The sequence below is a fragment of the Mycobacterium sp. E2479 genome (assembly GCF_001667925.1).
Classification (GTDB): Bacteria; Actinomycetota; Actinomycetes; order Mycobacteriales; family Mycobacteriaceae; genus Mycobacterium.
In genome coordinates, this window is record NZ_LZJR01000081.1 from 1 (window position 1) to 20,519 (window position 20,519).

Consider the following 20,519-nt stretch of genomic DNA (forward strand, 5'->3'; position numbering starts at 1 on the left):
TGCGGTCACTTTCTGCGCCGAGCGTGCACACACGGCGAGACATTGGCTGAATTCTCGCCCTGAGTTCACGTTCGGCGACGTTGTCAGTCCTTCGCGCCACACTGCTCGCGTGCGCGAACCCTTCATCGGCAGCGAGGCGCTCGCAACCGGCGCCCTTAACCGGCACCGGCTGCGAAGTCGATTCGTCGCGCTGCACCCCGACGTCTACGTCGCCCCCGGCACTGAACTGACCGCCACATCGCGTGCACGCGCCGCATGGTTGTGGTCACGGCGGCGTGGCATCGTCGCCGGGCGGTCCGCGTCGGCGCTGCACGGGGCAAGATGGGTCGACCACCGAGCACCAGCGCAGCTGGTCTACCAGCACCGCCGTCCACCGCCCGGCATCAACACGTGGTCGGATTCATTGGCGCACAACGAAGTCCGAGTGATCAGCGGCGTACCCGTGACCTCCGCGGCGCGCACGGCCTTCGATATCGCTTGCCGCAACCCCATCGGCAAAGCCGTCGCAGCTCTCGACGCACTGGCGCGGGCAACGAAACTCGACATCACCGAAGCCGAGTTGCTCACGAAACGCTATAAGGGCCACCGCAACGTCCGCCGTGCGCGGCGCGCGTTGACAATGGTTGACGCGGGCGCGGAGTCACCACAGGAGACGTGGTTGCGATTGTTGCTCATCGATGCCGGCTATCCGCGCCCGCGCACGCAGATTCCCGTCTACGGCGATTACGGCGAACTTTTCGCCGTCCTCGATATGGGCTGGGAAGACATCAAAGTCGCGGTCGAATACGACGGAGATCACCACCGCAGCGACCGGCGGCAATTCAACAGGGACATCGCGCGCTTCGAAGCGTTGACGACGGAGCTTGGCTGGATAGTCGTACGGGTGACCACAGAGGACGTTCCCGGCGGGATTCTGCGGCGGGTAGCAGCGGCCTGGGCGCGCCGAACGTGAACTCAGGGCGAGAATTCAGCCAATGTCTCGCCGTGTGTGCACGCTCGGCGCAGAAAGTGACCGCAACAGCCCAATCAGCTCAGTAGTGGGGCGCTCGGGGTGAACACCACCGGCATCGCTTCGAGGCCGCTGACGAAGTTCGCCGGCCGCAGCGGCAGCGTCGAGTCCTCGTCGGCCAGCCTGAGATCCGGCAGCCGCTTGAGCACCCGCTCGGTCATCATCGACAGTTCCAAGCGGGCCAGCTGGTTCCCCAGGCAGAAGTGCGTCCCGAAACCGAAAGCCATGTGGCTATTCGGATTACGACGGATGTCGAAGTTGTCCGGCTCGTCGAAAACCGACTCGTCGAAGTTGCCCGACTCGAACAGCAGCATGATCTTTTCGCCCTCATGCAGTGCGGTGCCGTGGAATTCGGTGTCGGCAGTCAGGGTTCGGCACATGTTCTTCACCGGCGATGTCCAGCGCAGCATCTCCTCGATGGCGCCGGGAAGCAGCGAGGGGTCGCGCACCAGGGCATGCCACTGATCGCGGTGGCGCACCAGCTGCTCGGTGCCTCCACTGAGCGTGTGGCGAGTGGTTTCGTCGCCGCCGATGAGGATCAGCAGCGTCTCCATGACGATCTCGTCGTCGGACATCCGCTGACCCTCCACCTCGGCGTTCACCAGGATCGAGAATAGGTCGTCGTTGGGCTCGGCTCGCCGCTTGGTGATGATGGCAAGGGTGAATTCGGTGTACGCGGCGAACGCGGCCATTACGGCCTGAGCTTCGTCCGATGTGGGGTCGATGTGCGAGCTCAGCCCGCAGACCAGGTCGTCGGACCACTTCAACAGCATGCCGCGGTCCTGGGGCAGCACGCCCAGCATGTCGCCGATTACCGCCATCGGCAGCGGGGCAGCGATGTCGCGAACGAAGTCACACTCGCCGCGCTCACAGACCGCGTCGATCAGAGTGTCGCACAACCTGGCGATGGACGGTTCCTTCTCCTTGACCCGCTTGCGGGTGAAACCCGCGTTGACGAGCTTGCGCCGCAACAGATGTGCGGGATCGTCCATGTCGATCATGTAGGGCATACCCGGCTGCTCGGGACGGATGCCGCCGGTGCTGGAGAACAACTCCGGGTTGCGTTCGGCGTCGAGGATGGCTTGATACGTGGTGGCACCGGCCAGCCCGTTGCGATCACGAAACACCGGCTGGTTGGCCCGCATCCAGCGATAGGCCTCGCGCGACGTGCGACGGTCGGCGTAGAAATTGCCGTCCGTCAGGTCGATGTTCGAGATAGCTTCCGGGATGGTCGAAGTCATCTACAGCCTCCAGATATTGACGAGCGGATTACAGTTACCGGCATGCCTGAGTCACAACATGTCGTCGCGGGGACAGTCCTCACCATGCCGGTGCGGATACGAAAAGCGGATGTGCACACCGCGATGTTTTCGGTCGATGCGCAAGCGGCGCAACGCCTTATCGAATACAGCGGTCTGCAAGTCTGCCAGCACCGCCCCGGCCGGGCGGTCGTCAACCTCATGCTGGCGCGCTATATCGACGGCGATTTGGGCAAGTACCACGAATTCGGCACCGCCGTCATGGTCAACCCGCCCGGCTCGACGGCGCGAGGCTGGCGGGCACTGGGCGATGCGGCCGCGTTCATCCACCACCTGCCCGTCGACCAGAGCTTCACCCTGGAAGCCGGGCGCTCGATCTGGGGATTCCCGAAGATCATGGCGGAGTTCACTGTTCGCGAGCAGGGCCGGTTCGGATTCGACGTCAGCGCCGACGGCGCTCACATCGCCGGCATCGACTTCGCTCGCGGACTGCCGGTGCCCTCGGTGTTCATGTCGCGGCCGCAGGTGCTCAAGACCTACACCTTTGCCGACGGCACCACCCGCGAAGTGCCCTGGGAAATGCGGGTGCGCGGGCTGCGCGGTCAGCTCGGCGGGGCGACGTTGCGACTGGGCGATCACGCTTACGCCAAGGAGCTGGCGTCGCTGGGCCTGCCGAAGCGGGCGATGGTCTCTGCATCGGTCGGCCACGTCGAGATGACATTCGGCGACGCCCACCCGCTCGGCTGACCGGCCGTTCCGGCGTCGATCGCCCCCCACCCCAGCGAGCTGCGTGCTCTGCATCGTCGTCGGGCGGGTCATCCGGACAATCTAGAACGCGTTCTAAGTCCCTGGCAAGAAAACTAGAACGCGTTCTAGTGCATCACTCCTGGATGTCAGATCAGGGTCGCAAGCTCGCGGACCTGCTCTGTACTGCGGCCGGACACCACCATCATGGTGACGCCGGCGGCCTCCCAGGCCTTGATCTGCTTACGCACGTAGTCGACGTCGCCGACGATGGCGGCATCATCGATCACCTCGTCCGGGATGATCTCCGCGGCTTTGTCCTTCTGGTTGCTGCGGAACAGCTTCGTCACGTCGTCGACCACCTCGGAGTAGCCCATCCGGCGGTAGACGTCGGCGTGGAAGTTGGTGTCCTCGGCGCCCATGCCGCCCATGTAGAGCGCGATGTAGGGCTTCATCGCCGCGAACGCGGCGGGGCGGTCCTCGGTGATGACGATGTTGGCCGTCGCGCAGATCTCGAAGTCCTCGCGGCTGCGGCGGGCGCCCGGCCGGGCGAAGCCCTCGTCCAGCCACCCGTTGTAGGTGTCGGCCATGCGCGGCGTGTAGAAGATCGGCAGCCAGCCGTCGCAAATCTCGGCGGCCAGCGCGACGTTCTTCGGTCCCTCGGCACCCAGCATGATCGGGATGTCGGACCGCAGCGGATGGGTGATGGGCTTGAGCGGTTTACCCAGACCCGTTGCGCGCTCGCCGGTCAGCGGCAGCGGGTAGTGCGGGCCGGTGCTGGTCACCGGTGCCTCCCGCGCCCACACCTGCCGGATGATGTCGATGTACTCACGGGTGCGGGCCAGCGGCTTGGGGAACGACTGGCCGTACCAGCCCTCGACTACCTGCGGGCCGGAGACGCCCAGGCCGAGGACGTGTCGCCCGCCGGACAAGTGGTCGAGCGTCAAAGCCGCCATCGCGCAGGCCGTCGGGGTGCGGGCGGACAGCTGGACCACCGACGTGCCCAGCCGTAACCGGGACGTCGACGAACCCAGCCAAGCGAGCGGTGTGTAGGCGTCCGAGCCCCAGGCCTCGGCGGTGAAGACGGCGTCGAATCCGGCCTCTTCGGCGGCGGCGACGAGCTCGCCGTGGTTCTGCGGCGGCTGAGCGCCCCAATATCCCAGCTGTAATCCCAGCTTCATGGTCTTGGCCCTTCCGGAGGTCGTCCCGATCCAAAAAGATTTGAATCCGTTCTTAGAACCTGTTCTACTCGATGGCGTGACAGCCAGCTCGAGTAGCCCGCCCCTGATGGATCACCCGGAGCCACCGCTCGCCGCGCCACTGACGTTGTCCTTCGACTACACCCGTTCAGTCGGCCCCACGCTGAGCAAATTCTTCACCGCACTGCGTGACCGCCACGTCCTGGGTGTGCGCGGATCGGATGGCCGGGTGCACGTGCCGCCGGCGGAATATGACCCGGTCACCTATGAGCCGCTGGGCGAGATGGTACCGGTCTCCAGTGTCGGCACCGTGGTCTCGTGGGCCTGGCAACCCGAGCCCATGGAGGGCCAGCCGCTGGACCGCCCGTTCGCCTGGGCACTGATCAAGCTGGACGGCGCGGACACCCCGCTGATCCACGCCGTTGATGTTGGAGCCGCGGGTCCTTCCGCCATCAAGACCGGCACCCGGGTGCATGTGCACTGGGCCGACGAGCCGGTGGGCGCCATCACCGACATCGCGTATTTCGCACTCGGTGAGGAAGCCGAGGCCGTGACCGAGCAGTCGGACGGCGACAAAGACCCGGTGACCATGATCGTCACACCCGTCTCGCTGACCATCCAGCACAGCGCCTCGCACGAGGAGAGCGCCTACCTGCGGGCCATCGCGCAGGGCAAGCTGCTCGGCGCGAAGACGGGCGAGAACGGCAAAGTGTATTTCCCGCCGCACGGCGCCGACCCGGCCACGGGCCAGCCAACGACCGAGTTCGTGGAGTTGCCGGACAGGGGCACCGTCACGACGTTCGCGATCATCAACATCCCGTTCCAGGGCCAGCGCATCAAGCCGCCCTATGTGGCGGCCTACGTGCTGCTCGACGGGGCCGACATCCCGTTCTTGCATCTGGTCGCCGACATCGACGCCCACGAGGTGCGGATGGGTATGCGCGTCGAGGCGGTGTGGAAACCCCGCGAGGAGTGGGGATTTGGCATTGACAACATCGAGTACTTCCGGCCGACCGGGGAACCCGACGCCGACTACGACACCTACAAGCACCACCTGTAAAGGGCTTACCTGCACATGAGCGCTCGCAACGTCGCGGTTGTTGGCTTTGCCCACGCCCCACACGTCCGTCGCACAGACGGCACCACCAACGGTGTCGAGATGTTGATACCGTGCTTCGCCCAGCTGTACGAGGAGCTGGGTATCAGCCGGACCGACATCGGCTTCTGGTGCTCGGGATCATCCGATTACCTTGCTGGGCGGGCATTCTCGTTCATCTCGGCGATCGACTCGATCGGAGCCGTCCCGCCGATCAACGAATCACACGTCGAGATGGACGCGGCCTGGGCACTTTACGAGGCCTACATCAAAATCCTGACCGGCGAGGTCGACACCGCCCTGGTGTACGGCTTCGGCAAGTCCTCCGCCGGCATCCTGCGGCAGATCCTGAGTCGGCAGACCGACCCCTACACCGTCGCGCCGTTGTGGCCGGATTCGATCTCGATGGCCGGGCTGCAGGCGCGCATCGGGCTGAACACCGGCAAGTGGACCCAGGAGCAGATGGCGCGCGTCGCCTTCGACTCCTTCGCCAATGCGCGCCGGGTGGACAACGTGGAGGGGTCGATCAGCGTGGCCGAATTACTCGAGCGGCCGTTCTTCGCCGACCCGCTGCGGCGTCACGACATCGCACCGATCACCGACGGCGCCGCGGCTGTCGTGCTTGCGGCCGGCGACCGGGCGCGCGAGCTGCGCGAAAACCCCGCCTGGATCACCGGAATCGAGCACCGCATCGAAACCCCGTCGCTGGGCGCGCGTGACCTCACCGAGTCCCCGTCCACCCAGGCCGCCGCCCAGGTGGCCGCGGGCGGCCGAACCGACAACCTCGACGTGGCCGAAATCTGCGCGCCCTTCACCCATCAGCACCTGATCATCGAGGAAGCCATCCGGATACCGGGACCGACCAAGGTCAATCCGTCCGGTGGTGCGCTCGCGGCCAACCCGATGTTCGTCGCCGGTCTCGAACGTATCGGCTTTGCGGCACAGCATATCTGGAATGGTTCGGCTGAGCGGGTGCTGGCGCATGCCACCAGTGGCCCTGCGCTCCAACAGAATCTGGTCGCGGTGATGGAAGGAAAGAACTGATGGCCGGTGCAGGGGCGCACCTCGCCGCGGTACTGGGTACCGGGCAGACGAAGTACGTAGCCAAGCGCAAAGACGTTTCGATGAACGGCCTGGTGCGCGAGGCGATCGACCGTGCGCTGGAAGACTCCGGTTCGACCTTCGAGGACATCGACGCGGTCGTGGTCGGCAAGGCGCCGGACTTCTTCGAGGGCGTCATGATGCCCGAGCTGTTCATGGCAGACGCCATGGGTGCCACCGGAAAGCCGTTGATCCGGGTGCACACCGCGGGTTCGGTCGGTGGTTCCACCGCGATTGTGGCCGCCAGCCTGGTGCAGTCCGGGAAATACCGGCGCGTGCTGGCGATGGCCTGGGAGAAGCAGTCGGAATCGAATGCCATGTGGGCCTTGTCGATTCCTATCCCCTTCATCAAGCCGGTGGGAGCAGGCGCCGGCGGCTACTTCGCGCCGCACGTGCGCTCGTACATCCGCCGCTCCGGCGCGCCGACGCACATCGGCGCCATGGTCGCGGTCAAGGACCGGCTCAACGGCAGCAAGAACCCGCTGGCGCACCTGCACCAACCCGACATCACCGTCGAGAAGGTGATGGCCTCGCCCATGCTGTGGGACCCCATCCGCTACGACGAAACCTGCCCGTCGTCCGACGGTGCCGCCGCCGTCGTGATCGGCAACGAGGAATCCGCCGAAGACCGCCTGGCGCAGGGACATCCGGTGGCATGGATTCATGCCACGGCGTTGCGCACCGAGCCGCTACAGTTCTCCGGACGCGACCAGGTCAGCCCGCAGGCCGGCCGTGACGCCGCCGCGGCGCTGTGGAAGGCCGCCGGAATCGAGAGCCCGATCGACGAGATCGACGCTGCGGAGATCTACGTCCCGTTCTCCTGGTTCGAACCAATGTGGTTGGAAAACCTCGGATTTGCCGCCGAGGGCGAAGGATGGAAACTCACCGAAGCCGGCGAAACCAAGATCGGTGGCCGCCTGCCGGTGAATCCGTCGGGCGGTGTGCTGTCGTCGAACCCGATCGGCGCCTCCGGCCTGATCCGCTTCGCAGAAGCGGCCATTCAGGTGATGGGCAAGGGCGGCGACCACCAGGTGCCCAACGCACGAAAGGCCTTGGGACATGCCTACGGCGGTGGCTCGCAGTACTACTCGATGTGGGTGGTCGGTGCCGACAAGCCCGCCGCCCAGAAGGTCGACGCGTGAGCGCCTCGACGACGATGCGAAGCGCGATGAAAAGGAGCGGCGCCGTTGACTGAGCATCCCGCTCACGAAGCCGGTCGCCGCTCCCGCGAGGCGGTGGCGGTCCGCGACAAGGACGCTTGGCTGGCGGTATTCGCCGACGACGCCATCGTCGAGGACCCGATCGGGCCGTCGGTGTTCGACCCCGAAGGCCTGGGGCACCGGGGCCGTGACGCCATCTCGGCCTTCTGGGACAAGGCCATCGCCCCCACCACCAAAATCGAGTTCTTCTTCCGCGACACCTATCAGTGCGGCAACGAGGAAGCCAACGTCGGGCACATCCTGATCACAACGGGTGAGTACCAGACGACCGCCGAGGGCGTCTTCACCTACAAGGTCGACGCCGAAGGCAAGCTGGTGGCCCTGCGCGCCTACTGGGAGATGGCACGCGCGGCGGCCAACACGCGCAAAGTCTAGAGCGGCTCGAGCCCGGCCAGATGCCGCTGGGCGAGGTCGCGGTAGGCCTGCGGGTTCACCTGCACCCACATCTCGGCGCCGGTCCCGGCGACCGGGCCCTTGATCTGCGCCGGCGCGCCGACGGCCAGCATCCCGGCCGGGATCTGGGTGCCTGCCGTCACCAGTGAATGCGCGGCGACCAGGCTGCGTGCCCCGATCACCGCACCGTCCAGGACGGTGGCGTGGTTCGCGATCAGCGCCTCCTGGCCGACGTGCACCCCGTGAATGACGCACATGTGCGCCACCGTCGCACCGGGGCCGATGTCGACCGGAATACCGGGCGGCGCGTGCAGAACCGACCCGTCCTGGACGTTGGCGCCCTCGCGCACCACGATGGGCGCGTAGTCACCGCGCAACACGGCGTTGAACCAGACCGACGCTCCCGCCTCCACCACGACGTCGCCGATCAGAGTGGCGGTCGGGGCCACGAACGCGGTGGCATCGACCCGTGGCGCGTGGCCTTCGAACGCAAACAGCGGCATCGTTTAGATATACCCCGAGTGCGCATACGTCGCGGGTAATCGCAGCCAGACGCGCCGTCGTTGCGCGCCCCCGGCGCAAAACTGTAACGTGTTCTAGTTAGAGGCCCAGCGAGTTGGAGGTGACAGGTGAGTACCGACACCAAGGCGGTCGGCATCCGGGAAATCGATCCCGGCGACTTGCCGACCCGATACGCGCGCGGCTGGCACTGCCTGGGCGTGGCGAAGGACTTCCAGGACGGTAGGCCGCATGCGATTCAGGCCTTCGGCACCAAGCTGGTCGTGTTCGCCGACTCGCAGGGCGACATCAAAGTCCTCGACGGATACTGCCGCCACATGGGCGGCGACCTGTCGGAGGGCACCATCAAGGGCGACGAGATCGCCTGCCCCTTCCACGACTGGCGCTGGGGCGGCGACGGCCGCTGCAAACTGGTCCCCTACGCCAAGCGCACGCCCAAGACGGCGCGGACACGGTCGTGGACCACCGACGTGCGTGGCGGTCTGCTGTTCGTCTGGCACGACCACGAGAACAACCCCCCGGATCCCGCGGTGCGCATTCCGGACATCCCGGAAGCGCACAGTGACGAGTGGACCGATTGGCGGTGGAACAGCATCCTCATCGAAGGCTCCAACTGCCGCGACATCATCGACAACGTCACCGACATGGCGCACTTCTTCTACATTCATTTCGGGTTGCCGACGTATTTCAAGAACGTTTTCGAGGGCCACGTCGCGTCACAGTTCCTGCACAACGTGGGCCGGCCCGACGTCAACGACCTCGGCACGTCTTACGGTGAGGCGCATCTGGATTCCGAGGCGTCCTACTTCGGGCCGTCGTTCATGATCAACTGGCTGCACAACAGCTACGGCGGTTACAAGGCCGAGTCGATCCTGATCAATTGCCACTACCCGGTGACCCAGAACTCGTTCGTGCTGCAGTGGGGCGTCATCGTCGAAAAGCCCAAGGGCATGGACGAAAAGATGACCGACAAGCTGTCGAAGGTATTCACCGAGGGCGTCAGCAAAGGCTTCCTGCAGGACGTCGAGATTTGGAAGCACAAGACGCGCATCGACAATCCGCTGCTAGTCGAAGAGGACGGCGCGGTCTATCAGCTGCGTCGCTGGTACCAGCAGTTCTACGTCGATGTCGCCGACATCGAGCCGGAGATGGTGGAGCGCTTCGAGATCGAGGTGGACACCACCCGAGCCAACGAGTACTGGAATGCCGAGGTCGAGAAAAACCTCAAGGCCAAGGACTCCGAGGCAGACAAACCCGTTACCGACGACGTGCCGGCCAGTCAACACTAGGTTCATGCCCGACGATCAGCCGCCGGTGCCCGACGTCGATCAGCTTGCGCGGTCGATGTTATCGCTGCATGGCGATCATCACGACCACGACGAGCATGCGGCCCGTCCCGCCCGCAAGGGCGAATCCTGGTCGAAATCAAGGGATTTCGCTAATGATCCGCAGCGCGCCGCTGCGGTCGCCGCAGCCAGTCGTGCCGACCGTGAGCGCTACCTCAATTCGGGTCTGTTGCCGGTGGACTGCCGGTTCTGCCATGCGCGGGTCACCGTTCGCAGACTCGGTCCGGGACACACCGCGGTGCAATGGAACACCGAAGCGTGGCAGCGCTGTGCGCACTTCGCCGAGGTGCGTGAGGCCGGGGGCGACACCGCACGCACGAGGTCGTGCCCCAAACTCGCTGACAGCATTGATCATGCGGTCGCCGAGGGCTACCTCGACGACCAGCCAGGTGAAGACTGAGCGGCGCCTTCGCACGACTCGGTGCCGGCATCCCGCGCCCGTCGGCGCTCGGCGTCCCGCGGCCGCGCCGCCGGCGTCCCGCGCCCGTCGGCGTCCCGCATCCCGCATCCCGCGCCCGTCGGCGTCCCGCATCCCGCATCCCGCGCCCGTCGGCGTGTTGCCCGCCTCTGAGCGACAACGTTTGCGCGCCCGAGTGATTCGTGAATTTTGTCGCTCAGAGGCGGGCAAAACGTGTGCCAGCCAATCCAGAAACTATTGTGGCGCCTGTGATCAGAGGCCCGCGAAGCGCTCCTTAACGGTCTCGGTGCTAAGTCCATAGTCGGCCAATGAGTAGCTGTGCTTCGGGGCACGCTCGCCGGACTGGCTGTCAACGTGAGCCCTTTCCATTGCGGCCTTGGCCACATCGGTCAGCGTCAGGCCGAAGTGCCGGTAGATGTTCGCCACGGTGCCCATCGGGTCGGCAATCAATTCCTTGTAATCGACATCATAGAACTGCGACGGACTGTATTTGGCTCGTGCGGCGTTGAACCGCTCGAGGCCCCGCGACCAGGTTTCCATTGCGTCAGAACCGATTTGGGCACCGGTGAACGTGGTCGACCACCCTTCCGCGGTGTGCTGCGCCAGTGAGCACATCGAGGCCATGATCGTCTCGACGGGTCGATGAGTCTGGATCACCAACGCGTCGGGATAGGTCGCCATCAGTGCGTCCAAGGCGAACAGGTGGCTGGGATTCTTCAGCACCCAGCGCTTGTCGGCGTCGTTGAGCCCGATCAGCTGAAGGTTGCGGCGGTGCCGCTGATATGACGGCGTCCAGTCCTGGTCCGAGAGCCAGCGCGCGTAACTCGGCAGGTGCGCCAGCGTTTCATAGGACACCGAGTGCAGCGACTGCCGCAGGAGCTGCCAGCACTCCTCCAGCTCGTAGGCGGCCATGAAGTGCAGGCCGGTATAGCCGGGGTTCTCCCGGTGGTGCTGGGTGAACTGCGCGTCGAGTTGGCGATACAGCGGGTGCGATTCCCAGGTCTCGCGCGGCGGGCGCGGTTGCGGGAACTCGGCCAGCCACATGTGCAGACCCTGATGCGCAGGGTCGGCGCCCAGCAGCCGATGCAGCGCGGTCGTTCCGGTGCGCACCAACCCGGTGACGAAGATCGGGCGTTCGATGGCGACGTCGGCATACTGCGGGTACTGCTTCCAGGCGGACTCTGACAGCAGCCGCGCCACCAGCGCACCGCGCAGGAAGAAGCGATTCATTTTGCTGCCCAACACCGTAAGTCCGGCTTCGGTCCGGTAGGAATCCAGCAGCACTTGCAGCGCTTCGCGATAATTGTCGTCGTCTACACCAAAGTCGTCGAGGCCCGTCAGCTTGGTGGCCGATGCGTGCAGCTCGTCGACCGTCCCGATATCGGTGCGATCGGACATCAGACGTGATACTCCCCGCAGTTGACGTCCAGGGTCTGCCCGGTTATGCCGCTGGACAGATCACTGGCCAAAAACAGAATGGCCGACGCCACTTCTTCCTCCGTGGGCAGGCGCTTGAGGTCGGAGTTCGCCGCGGTCGCCGCGTAGATCTCGTCGACGGTGGTGCCGTACTTGCCGGCCTGATGCTCGAAGTAGGCCTGCAAAGTATCGCCCCAGATATACCCCGGTGCAACGGAATTGACACGGATACCCTTGTCGCCGAGCTCGGTGGCCAGCGACTGGGACATGGAGAGCAGCGCGGACTTGGCCATTTTGTATGCGCCGTATTTCGGCTGCGAGTGGCGCAGCACCATCGAGTTGACGTTGACGATCGACCCGTGCGTCGCCTCCAGCGCCGGCGTGAAAGCCTGGATCAGCCGCAGGGCCCCCAGCGCGCTTAGTTCGATCGCATCCCGGATGTGCTGGAAACTGGTGGCGGCCAACGGCTTCATCGACGGCACCCGGAATGCGTTGTTGATCAGCACGTCGACCTTGCCGTAGGTGGCCATGGTCGTCTCGACCAGGTAGGCGACCTCATCGTCATCGGTGATGTCGGTGCGCACCGCCAAGGCCTTGCGGCCGGAGTCGTTGACCCGCTTGGCAACCTCATCCAGCCGTTCCACGGTCCGGGCCGCCAGCACCAAGTCGGCACCGTTGTCGGCACATCGGTGTGCCAGCGTGGTACCGAGACCCGGACCGACGCCGCTGATGATAACTACCTTGCCATCAACCATCCCTGACATCGTCACCCCAGCATCCTTGCTGCAATTTGTTGTTGACGCAGCGTGATTCGCGCGCGCCATTCGTCCTCGGAAATTTTATTGTGCTCGAAGTACGGCAGCGTGGCCGGTATGGCGTCGATGTCGACCAGCTCGACGTTGGGGCCGTCGGCTTCGGTGAGCTGACGCGACACCCGCTGCCAGCGGAACTGCAGGATGCCCTTGCTATGACCAAGCGTTTCTACCCAGTTGGTCACGCCCGGGTTCTGGTCGGCGACGACGATGCGCACCTTGCCGTCCGGATCCGCCTGTGCCTGAGTGTTGTTCAGCGACGTCTGGTGGTTGATGTAGTCCAGCGAGATGTACCACAGGCTGCCCAACTGGAAGCCCAGGTACGGCGCGTCGGTAACAGGGATGGTGATCACCAGCGCCTGATCGGGCGAAAGCTCGTAGTGCCCCACCGACGAGTACTGGGTCGCAAGTCCACCGGGCGTCAGCCGGGGCGCGACCATCGTATTGACCGGGATGTTGAAGTAGAACCACTGCGGGAACTGCAGCCAGGTCTTCACCCGGTTCACGAGTTGCTTTCCGGCTGTGGCGTAACGCTTTTGGATGGTTTCGCGGGTGAGTGGCGGCGGCGCGGTGCCCGCGGTGTCCAGCCGGGAGATGGCCAGCGTGCCGCGCTGAGCCGCCCAGTCCCCGTACACCTCGCGGATGACCAGTTGCCCGGGACTCGTCGGCCGCACCCGCCACTCGAAGCTGCCGTCGGGCGCGATCTGCAGTTCCCGATCGTCGAACGCGGCCTGGCTGACCGGGACGTTGTCGTCGGTGTACTCGCCGCCCAGCAGCTGGAAACTCAGGTCGGTGGTGGTTCCGCGCCGGCCGGTGACGACGTAATCGTGATCGGCGTGTACGCGCGTGCCGAAGTAAAGCGTGTCCGGGTTGTCCAGGCCCATCTTGGTGAACGGACCCGTGCCCGACTGCAGGAAGGGATGGTCGCGGTCATAGTCGAACGACAGGTGCATACAGCCGGCGATGCAGCCGGCCAGGTACTGCAACCCTTCGAGCAGGTCGGCTTCGGTCTCGATGTGGGGTGCCGCGGCCACCAGTTTTTCGGCCTCGGCGATGGCCTCGGTGAGGGAATCAGAGAACACGCCTAGACGCTAGAACGTGTTCTACTTTTTCGTCAATGGCGAACATTCCCGCGTGTCGGCCACAGCGTTCAAGGACGACGCGGACTCACTACGGCGGGCACGAGTGGGAAAGGTCGATCAGGTGCTGGCGTACGTCGGGATGCCGATTGAGGTAGTCGATGACGTTGCCGTTACCGCCCTCCGCCTGAGACCTTTGCTGCAATTGCTGGTGGAGGTCCGGGTGCTTCTGCAGGTACGCATCGATGGATGCACCCACGTCCTGATTGCATTGCGCGTTGGCCGTGCCGGCCAAGGGCACCGCGATCACCATGGCGGCGGTAGCGGTCATCAATCCCCCGGCGAGCAGGCCGTACAGCCCACGACGCCGAGCGCCGACTGTGTTGGATGTGCTCATGCCAGCCAGGCTACTCGCGGCTCCTGTGCGTGCCGCGGGACAAGCCGCTGATCAGTGCGCAGCCGCGGCGCCGCTCTCTTGCTCGCGCTTGATCTCGAGCGCGATGTCGATGAGCTGGTCTTCCTGACCACCGATGAGCTTGCGCTGCCCGGCACGGTGCAGCAGCTGGTGCGCCGGCACACCGTAGCGCTCGGACTGGCGGATGGCGTGCTTGAGGAAGCTCGAGTACACCCCGGAATACCCCATGATCAGGGCGTTGCGGTCGAGCAGGCACTCGGCGGGCATGGCAGGGGCCACCACCTCTTCGGCGGCGTCGGCGATGTCGAAGAAGTCGATCCCGGTCTTCACACCGATCTTGTCGAACACCCCGATCAGCGCCTCGACGGGCGCGTTGCCGGCCCCGGCGCCGAACCGGCGGCAGGAGCCGTCGATCTGCTTGGCGCCCGCCCGGACGGCCTCGACGCTGTTGGCCACCCCGAGCCCCAGGTTCTCGTGGCCGTGAAAACCGACCTGGGCGTCGTCGCCAAGCTCGTCGACCAGCGCCGCGACCCGGTCACGCACGCCCTCGAGGACCAACGCTCCGGCCGAATCGACCACATAGACGCACTGGCAGCCCGCGTCGGCCATGATGCGGGCCTGCGCGGCCAGTTTCTCGGGCGAGATGGTGTGGCTCATCATCAAGAACCCGACGGTCTCCAAGCCGAGTTCACGGGCCAGACCGAAGTGCTGGATCGACACGTCGGCCTCGGTGCAGTGCGTGGCGATCCGGCAGATCGAGCCGCCGTTATTCTGGGCCTCTTTGATGTCTTCCTTGGTACCGACGCCGGGCAGCATCAAGAAGGCGATCTTCGCTTCTTTGGCGGTCTCGGCGGCGAGCTTGATCAGCTCCTGTTCGGGAGTCTTGGAGAACCCGTAGTTGAAGCTCGAGCCACCCAGGCCGTCGCCATGAGTGACCTCGATGACGGGCACTCCCGCGGCGTCCAGCGCGGCCACGATGGCGCCGACCTCGTCCTTGGTGAACTGGTGACGCTTGTGGTGGGAGCCGTCGCGCAGCGACGTATCGGTCATCCGGACGTCCCAGACCGGATTGAAGAAAATTTCAGAAGTCATGGCGCCACTCCTCCTCATCGCTACGCTCTGCATCGTCGTCGGCGCGGATGCTCATGATTGCGCTCCTCCGGCCGTCGCGCTCAAGGATTCCTTGGCGATCTCCTCGCCGACCTTCGTGGCCGCGGCGGTCATGATGTCCAGATTTCCAGCGTAAGGCGGCAGATAGTCGCCCGCACCCTCCACTTCGACGAACGTGGTAACCAGCGCCTGGCCACCGGAGTTGATTGACGGGTCGTCGAATTGGGGCTCGTTGAGCAGCCGGTAGCCCGGCACATAGGTCTGCACCTCGGCCACCACGTCGTGAATCGACTTGGCGATCGCGTCTCGGTCGGCGTCCTCCGGGATGGCGCAGAAGATGGTGTCGCGCATGATCATCGGCGGGTCGGCCGGGTTCAGGATGATGATCGCCTTGCCGCGCTTGGCGCCGCCGATGGTCTCTACGCCCTTGCTGGTCGTCTTGGTGAATTCGTCGATGTTGGCGCGGGTGCCGGGACCGGCCGAGACTGAGGCCACCGAGGCCACGATCTCGGCGTAGGGAACCCCACCGACATCGGCGACGGCACGCGACACGGCGTACACGATCGGGATGGTCGCCTGCCCGCCGCAGGTGATCATGTTGACGTTCGGGGCGTCCAGGTGCTGGCGCAGGTTGGCGGGCGGGATCACGGCGGGGCCCACCGCGGCCGGTGTCAGGTCGATGGCACGGATCCCAGCGGCCTCGTACTTGGGGGCGGCGTCGCGGTGCACGTAGGCGCTGGTTGCCTCGAACACCAGGTCGGGCTTCTCCGACTGCGCCAACAGCCAGTCGACGCCTTCGTGGGTCGTCTCCAAACCCAGCTTGCGGGCCCGGGCCAGGCCCTCGCTCTCCGGGTCGATACCCACCATCCAGCGGGGTTCCAGCCAGTCCGATCGCAGCAGCTTGTAGAGCAGGTCAGTGCTGATATTCCCCGACCCGACAATGGCCACAGACGCCTTAGTCGGCATGATGCTCCTCGAGCTTTGAGATTTAAGTTGGATGATTTAATTCGAGCCTATTCGAACGACAGGCGCACCGATCCGAGGCCCGCGAAATCGGCGACGAAGTCGTCGCCGGGGTGCGCGTCGATCGCCCGCGTGCACGACCCGGGCAGCACCACGTCACCCTTGCGCAACCTAACGCCGAAGCCCTCCACTTTGCGGGCCAGCCAGGCCACCGCGGTGACCGGATTACCCAGCACCGCGTCGGTACGCCCTTCGGCGACAACCTCACCATTGCAGCGCAACACGGCGTCGATCCCCTTGACGTCGATGTCGCGCGGGGAAAGGCGCGCCTCACCCAACACGAAGCCCGCCGCCGAGGCGTTGTCGGCGATGGTGTCGCACAATGCGATCTTCCAGTCGGTGATCCGGGTGTCGATCAGCTCGATCGACGGGACCAACGCTTCGGTGGCCGCCAGCACATCGTCCTCGGTGCAGCCGGCGCCCGGCAGGTCCGCGTTCAGGATGAAACCGACTTCGACCTCGACCCGCGGGTACAGGTAGCGGTTCGTCTTGACCGGGATGTCTTCGAAGAGCTGCATCTCGTCGAGCAGATGTCCGTAGTCGGGCTCGTCGACGCCCATCATTTGCTGGATCGCCAACGACGACAGCCCCACCTTGTGGCCCAGCACCCGCGCCCCCTCCGCGACTCTCTGGCGGATGTTGATCAACTGAATTTCATAGGCGTCGACGACGTCGATGTCCGGATAGGCGGCGGTCAGCGGGGCGATCGGTTCACCGCTCCGCTCGGCCTGCGCCAAGTCGGCAGCCAGCTCGTCGCGCGTGGCAACACTGAGCATTTCTCCAAGTCTCCTTGTACGGTCGACCGGGCCAGTAGCGGCCGCCCCGGGCAATTCTATAACGTGTTCTACATGTCAGCGCAGGAGTACGACGTCGTGGTGGTCGGAAGCGGCGGGGCCGGCATGGTGGCCGCCCTTACCGCCGCTCACCGGGGTCTTTCCACCATAGTCATCGAGAAGGCCCCCCACTTCGGCGGCTCCACCGCACGCTCAGGCGGCGGCGTTTGGATCCCAAATAACGAAGTGCTCAAGCGTGACGGGGTGCGCGATACCGCCGAGGCCGCCCGCACCTATCTGCACGGGATCATCGGTGACGTCGTCGAGCCCGAACGCATCGATACTTACCTCGAGCGCGGCCCCGAGATGTTGTCGTTTGTGCTCAAGCACACCCCGCTGAAGATGTGCTGGGTTCCGCGATACTCCGACTACTACCCCGAGGCTCCAGGCGGCCGCGCCGAGGGCCGCTCGATCGAACCGAAACCGTTCAATGCCCGCAAGCTCGGCGCCGACGAGTCCGGCCTGGAGCCGGCGTACGGCAAGGTGCCGCTGAACGTCGTGGTGATGCAACAGGATTACGTGCGGCTGAACCAACTCAAGCGGCACCCGCGCGGTGTGCTCCGTAGCCTGAAGGTCGGGGCACGCACCATGTGGGCCAAGGCGACCGGCAAGAACCTCGTCGGCATGGGCCGGGCGTTGATCGGGCCGTTGCGCATCGGGTTGCAGCGGGCCGGGGTGCCGGTGGTGCTCAACACCGCGCTCACCGACCTGTACGTGGAAGACGGCGCGGTCCGGGGCGTCTACGTGCGCGGTGCTGGCGATGCCGAATCCAATGAGCCCCAACTGATCCGGGCCCGGCGCGGCGTGATCCTGGCGTCGGGTGGCTTCGAGCACAACGAACAGATGCGGGTGAAATACCAGCGCGCACCGATCACCACCGAGTGGACCGTCGGCGCGGCGGCCAACACGGGCGACGGAATTCTGGCGGGCGAAAAACTCGGCGCCGCATTGGACCTCATGGAAGACGCATGGTGGGGCCCTACCGTCCCGCTGGTGGGTGCGCCCTGGTTCGCGTTGTCCGAGCGCAACTCGCCGGGGTCGATCATCGTCAACATGTCGGGCAAGCGGTTCATGAACGAATCGATGCCCTACGTCGAAGCCTGCCATCACATGTATGGCGGCCAGTATGGGCAGGGACCCGGGCCGGGCGAGAACATTCCCGCCTGGCTGGTATTCGACCAGCAGTACCGCGACCGCTACATTTTCGCGGGTTTGCAGCCCGGACAACGTATTCCGCGCAAATGGCTGGAGTCCGGCGTCATCATCCAGGCCGACACGCTGGCGGAGCTGGCCCAGCAGGCCGGCCTTCCGCCGAGCGAACTCACCGCCACGGTGGAACGATTCAACGACTTCGCGCGCTCCGGCGTCGACGAGGACTACCGGCGCGGCGAGAGCGCCTACGACAGGTACTACGGCGACCCGACCAACAAGCCGAACCCCAACCTCGGCGAGATCAGTCACGCACCGTACTACGCGGCCAAGATGGTGCCCGGTGACCTGGGGACCAAAGGCGGCATCCGCACCGACATCCACGGCCGGGCGCTGCGCGACGACGGCAGTATCATCGAAGGCCTCTACGCCGCGGGCAATGTCAGTGCTCCGGTGATGGGCCACACGTACCCCGGCCCGGGTGGCACCATCGGTCCAGCCATGACGTTCGGCTACCTGGCGGCGTTGCACATCGCCGGCGGAGAAAGGTAACCGCGATGCCAATCGACGTAGAAGTCGCGCTGAACGCCGAGCTGGATCCCATCGAATTCTCGTGGGCCAGTAGCGATGTGCAGCTCTACCACCTCGGACTGGGCGCGGGCGCCGATCCGATAGACCCACGCGAGCTGCGCTATCTGATCGACGACTCCCCGCAAGTACTACCGACATTCGGCAACGTGGCCGCCACCTTCCACGCCACAAAGCCGCCGGCGGTCAAGTTCCCCGGCATCGACATCGAGCTGGGCAAGGTGCTGCACGCCAGCGAGCGGGTGGAGGCGCCCGCTCCGCTGCCGCCGTCCGGCTCGGCCAAGGCCGTCACCCGGTTCACGGACATCTGGGACAAAGGCAAGGCCGCGGTGATCTGGAGCGAGACGACGGTGACCGCGCCGGATGGCACGCTGCTGTGGACGCAGCGCCGGTCCATCTTCGCCCGCGGCGAAGGCGGGTTCGGCGGCGAGCGCGGTGCGTCGACGTCCGACGGCGCGCCGGACCGTGCACCCGATCTCGAGGTCGACGTGCCGATTCTGCCGCAGCAGGCGCTGCTCTACCGGCTGTGCGGCGACCGCAATCCGCTGCACTCCGATCCCGAATTCGCTGCTGCCGCAGGTTTTTCCCAGCCCATTCTGCACGGCCTGTGCACATATGGCATGACCTGCAAGGCGATCACCGATGCACTGCTCGACGGTGATGCCGGCGCGGTGGCGGCCTACGGCGCGCGTTTCGCCGGGGTGGCGTTCCCCGGCGAAACGCTCAAGGTCGGCATCTGGAAGGACTCGGCGTCTTCGGAAGGCCGCTTCCTGGCGACCGTTGTTGCGCCGTCGCGCGACAACGCGGTCGTGCTGTCGGGTGTCGAACTGGTGCCCGCCTAGCGGGTTTCCCTTCTGCCGAGTGTGCGCTTAGCCGCACACTCACTCTCGACTGTGCGGCTAGGCGCACACTCGCCGGGCCAACGCCGTCCGAACACGTTCGACGATCTCTACGGGCCGGTCGCCTGCCACCACCCGGATGATGATCCAGCCGAGACGCTCAAGCCTCTCCAGGCGACGGACGTCCCAGGTGTACTGCCGGCGATCCCTGCGGTGCTGTTCGCCGTCGTACTCAACGGCTACCTTGACGTCCTCCCAACCCATGTCCAGATAAGCGATCGCACTGTCGAATTCGTTGAACACCGGAATCTGTGTTTGCGGTCGCGGCAGGCCTGCTTGGATCAAAACGACGCGGAGCCACGACTCTTTCGGGGACTGCGCGCCTGCATCGAACAAGTCGAATGCTTGTCGTGCTCGCGCGATTCCGCGTCGTCCCGCGTACCGGCGGGCGAGCAGCTCGACATCAGCGGCCTTAATTTCCGTCGCCGCCGCCAATGAATCGATGCCTGCCACGGCAGTTTTAATCGGATACCAGCAGCCGAGGTCCAGCGCTGTCCTCGTCGGCGATGTAACTGGCATGCTCGCCAGCACGTCGATCTCGTCCGCTTCGATGCGGTCCCGGTGAGTCTGTATCCCGGGGGGAGTACGCCGATTGTCGTGAAGCAACTCGACTACAGCTAAATCATCGGCCCACTTACTGCCGTGTAAACAAGCCGCGGCGAACCCTGCGACAACGCCTAATCGTCCCGTCCATAGCCACCCCGCCTTCGCTCGAAGCTCGGTACCAACCTGAGTAGCACGTTGCACATAGACGTCGGGAAACAGTCGTCGACATCGCGTATCGAGTTGGGTCTTCGTCAAAGCCCCCGCAGCGATGGCCTCACTGCCGATGAACGGCTCTTGCACCAGAGCAGCGTCCCAGACGCTGCCACCGCCGTCACTTCGGCTGTC

21 protein-coding genes are annotated in these 20,519 nt (G+C 65.3%); 10 read left to right on the forward strand and 11 right to left on the reverse strand.

Annotation, left to right across the window (positions count from 1 at the left end):
- Positions 1–109: 109 nt before the first annotated feature.
- Complete coding sequence (locus A5686_RS11020) at positions 110–952, forward strand: hypothetical protein (RefSeq protein WP_067934003.1); 843 nt, start codon at positions 110–112, stop codon at positions 950–952.
- Between the two features lie 74 nt (positions 953–1,026).
- Here the strand turns inward: A5686_RS11020 and A5686_RS11025 are convergent, their stop codons facing one another.
- Positions 1,027–2,250: a cytochrome P450 gene (locus tag A5686_RS11025; protein WP_067934005.1), complete on the reverse strand. Its 1,224-nt coding sequence runs from the start codon at positions 2,248–2,250 to the stop codon at positions 1,027–1,029.
- Positions 2,251–2,292: 42 nt separating this feature from the next.
- Here A5686_RS11025 and A5686_RS11030 point away from each other — a divergent pair, with 42 nt between their 5' ends.
- Positions 2,293–3,015, forward strand: a complete 723-nt coding sequence (locus A5686_RS11030; protein WP_067934007.1) for an acetoacetate decarboxylase family protein — start codon at positions 2,293–2,295, stop codon at positions 3,013–3,015.
- A 146-nt stretch (positions 3,016–3,161) separates the two neighbouring features.
- Here the strand turns inward: A5686_RS11030 and A5686_RS11035 are convergent, their stop codons facing one another.
- Positions 3,162–4,193: an LLM class F420-dependent oxidoreductase gene (locus tag A5686_RS11035; RefSeq protein ID WP_067934009.1), complete on the reverse strand. Its 1,032-nt coding sequence runs from the start codon at positions 4,191–4,193 to the stop codon at positions 3,162–3,164.
- A 76-nt stretch (positions 4,194–4,269) separates the two neighbouring features.
- Here A5686_RS11035 and A5686_RS11040 point away from each other — a divergent pair, with 76 nt between their 5' ends.
- From A5686_RS11040 to A5686_RS11055, 4 genes are read left to right on the forward strand one after another with little or no spacing between them, the layout of a single operon-like run.
- Positions 4,270–5,271, forward strand: coding sequence for a Zn-ribbon domain-containing OB-fold protein (locus A5686_RS11040; protein WP_197520549.1), 1,002 nt, complete (start codon positions 4,270–4,272; stop codon positions 5,269–5,271).
- 15 nt (positions 5,272–5,286) lie between these two features.
- Positions 5,287–6,351, forward strand: coding sequence for a thiolase domain-containing protein (locus tag A5686_RS11045; protein WP_067934012.1), 1,065 nt, complete (start codon positions 5,287–5,289; stop codon positions 6,349–6,351).
- On the forward strand, positions 6,351–7,550 hold the full coding sequence (locus tag A5686_RS11050) for a thiolase domain-containing protein (protein ID WP_067934014.1): 1,200 nt from the start codon (positions 6,351–6,353) through the stop codon (positions 7,548–7,550). Before A5686_RS11045 ends, A5686_RS11050 begins: the two co-directional genes overlap by 1 nt.
- 45 nt (positions 7,551–7,595) lie before the next feature.
- The gene (locus A5686_RS11055; protein ID WP_067934016.1) at positions 7,596–8,003 is read left to right on the forward strand and encodes a nuclear transport factor 2 family protein; all 408 of its coding nucleotides are present in this window, start codon (positions 7,596–7,598) and stop codon (positions 8,001–8,003) included.
- Here the strand turns inward: A5686_RS11055 and A5686_RS11060 are convergent.
- Positions 8,000–8,524, reverse strand: coding sequence for a gamma carbonic anhydrase family protein (locus A5686_RS11060; protein ID WP_067934018.1), 525 nt, complete (start codon positions 8,522–8,524; stop codon positions 8,000–8,002). The two genes, A5686_RS11055 and A5686_RS11060, sit on opposite strands and share 4 nt — an antisense overlap.
- Before the next feature lie 126 nt (positions 8,525–8,650).
- Between A5686_RS11060 and A5686_RS11065 the strand changes: the two genes are divergently transcribed.
- Positions 8,651–9,829 (forward strand): Rieske 2Fe-2S domain-containing protein, encoded by a 1,179-nt coding sequence (locus A5686_RS11065; protein ID WP_067934020.1) that lies wholly within the window; start codon positions 8,651–8,653, stop codon positions 9,827–9,829.
- Positions 9,830–9,833: 4 nt separating this feature from the next.
- Positions 9,834–10,286: a hypothetical protein gene (locus A5686_RS11070; protein WP_067934022.1), complete on the forward strand. Its 453-nt coding sequence runs from the start codon at positions 9,834–9,836 to the stop codon at positions 10,284–10,286.
- Positions 10,287–10,556: 270 nt separating this feature from the next.
- On the opposite strand, the gene A5686_RS11075 is transcribed toward A5686_RS11070, so the two are convergent.
- From A5686_RS11075 to A5686_RS11105, 7 genes are all read right to left on the reverse strand, one after another.
- Positions 10,557–11,702, reverse strand: coding sequence for a sulfotransferase (locus A5686_RS11075; RefSeq protein WP_067934024.1), 1,146 nt, complete (start codon positions 11,700–11,702; stop codon positions 10,557–10,559).
- The gene (locus A5686_RS11080) at positions 11,702–12,484 is read right to left on the reverse strand and encodes an SDR family oxidoreductase (protein WP_067934026.1); all 783 of its coding nucleotides are present in this window, start codon (positions 12,482–12,484) and stop codon (positions 11,702–11,704) included. The genes A5686_RS11075 and A5686_RS11080 overlap by 1 nt, the downstream gene beginning before the upstream one ends.
- Before the next feature lie 2 nt (positions 12,485–12,486).
- A complete protein-coding gene (locus A5686_RS11085) occupies positions 12,487–13,614 on the reverse strand; it encodes a hypothetical protein (protein WP_067934028.1) in 1,128 nt (375 codons plus the stop codon).
- A gap of 88 nt (positions 13,615–13,702) precedes the next feature.
- Positions 13,703–14,008 (reverse strand): hypothetical protein, encoded by a 306-nt coding sequence (locus A5686_RS11090; protein ID WP_067934030.1) that lies wholly within the window; start codon positions 14,006–14,008, stop codon positions 13,703–13,705.
- A 51-nt stretch (positions 14,009–14,059) separates the two neighbouring features.
- On the reverse strand, positions 14,060–15,118 hold the full coding sequence (gene dmpG, locus A5686_RS11095; RefSeq protein ID WP_067934032.1) for a 4-hydroxy-2-oxovalerate aldolase: 1,059 nt from the start codon (positions 15,116–15,118) through the stop codon (positions 14,060–14,062).
- Positions 15,119–15,169: 51 nt separating this feature from the next.
- The gene (locus A5686_RS11100) at positions 15,170–16,102 is read right to left on the reverse strand and encodes an acetaldehyde dehydrogenase (acetylating) (protein WP_067934034.1); all 933 of its coding nucleotides are present in this window, start codon (positions 16,100–16,102) and stop codon (positions 15,170–15,172) included.
- Positions 16,103–16,149: 47 nt separating this feature from the next.
- The gene (locus tag A5686_RS11105; protein ID WP_067934035.1) at positions 16,150–16,935 is read right to left on the reverse strand and encodes a 2-keto-4-pentenoate hydratase; all 786 of its coding nucleotides are present in this window, start codon (positions 16,933–16,935) and stop codon (positions 16,150–16,152) included.
- Positions 16,936–17,007: 72 nt separating this feature from the next.
- On the opposite strand from A5686_RS11105, the gene kstD reads away from it, so the two are divergent.
- Positions 17,008–18,693: a 3-oxosteroid 1-dehydrogenase gene (gene kstD / locus A5686_RS11110; protein ID WP_067934139.1), complete on the forward strand. Its 1,686-nt coding sequence runs from the start codon at positions 17,008–17,010 to the stop codon at positions 18,691–18,693.
- Positions 18,694–18,698: 5 nt separating this feature from the next.
- Positions 18,699–19,571 (forward strand): MaoC family dehydratase, encoded by an 873-nt coding sequence (locus A5686_RS11115; RefSeq protein ID WP_067934037.1) that lies wholly within the window; start codon positions 18,699–18,701, stop codon positions 19,569–19,571.
- Between the two features lie 57 nt (positions 19,572–19,628).
- Here the strand turns inward: A5686_RS11115 and A5686_RS11120 are convergent, their stop codons facing one another.
- Positions 19,629–20,474 (reverse strand): endonuclease domain-containing protein, encoded by an 846-nt coding sequence (locus tag A5686_RS11120; RefSeq protein ID WP_067934141.1) that lies wholly within the window; start codon positions 20,472–20,474, stop codon positions 19,629–19,631.
- Positions 20,475–20,519: the final 45 nt, after the last annotated feature.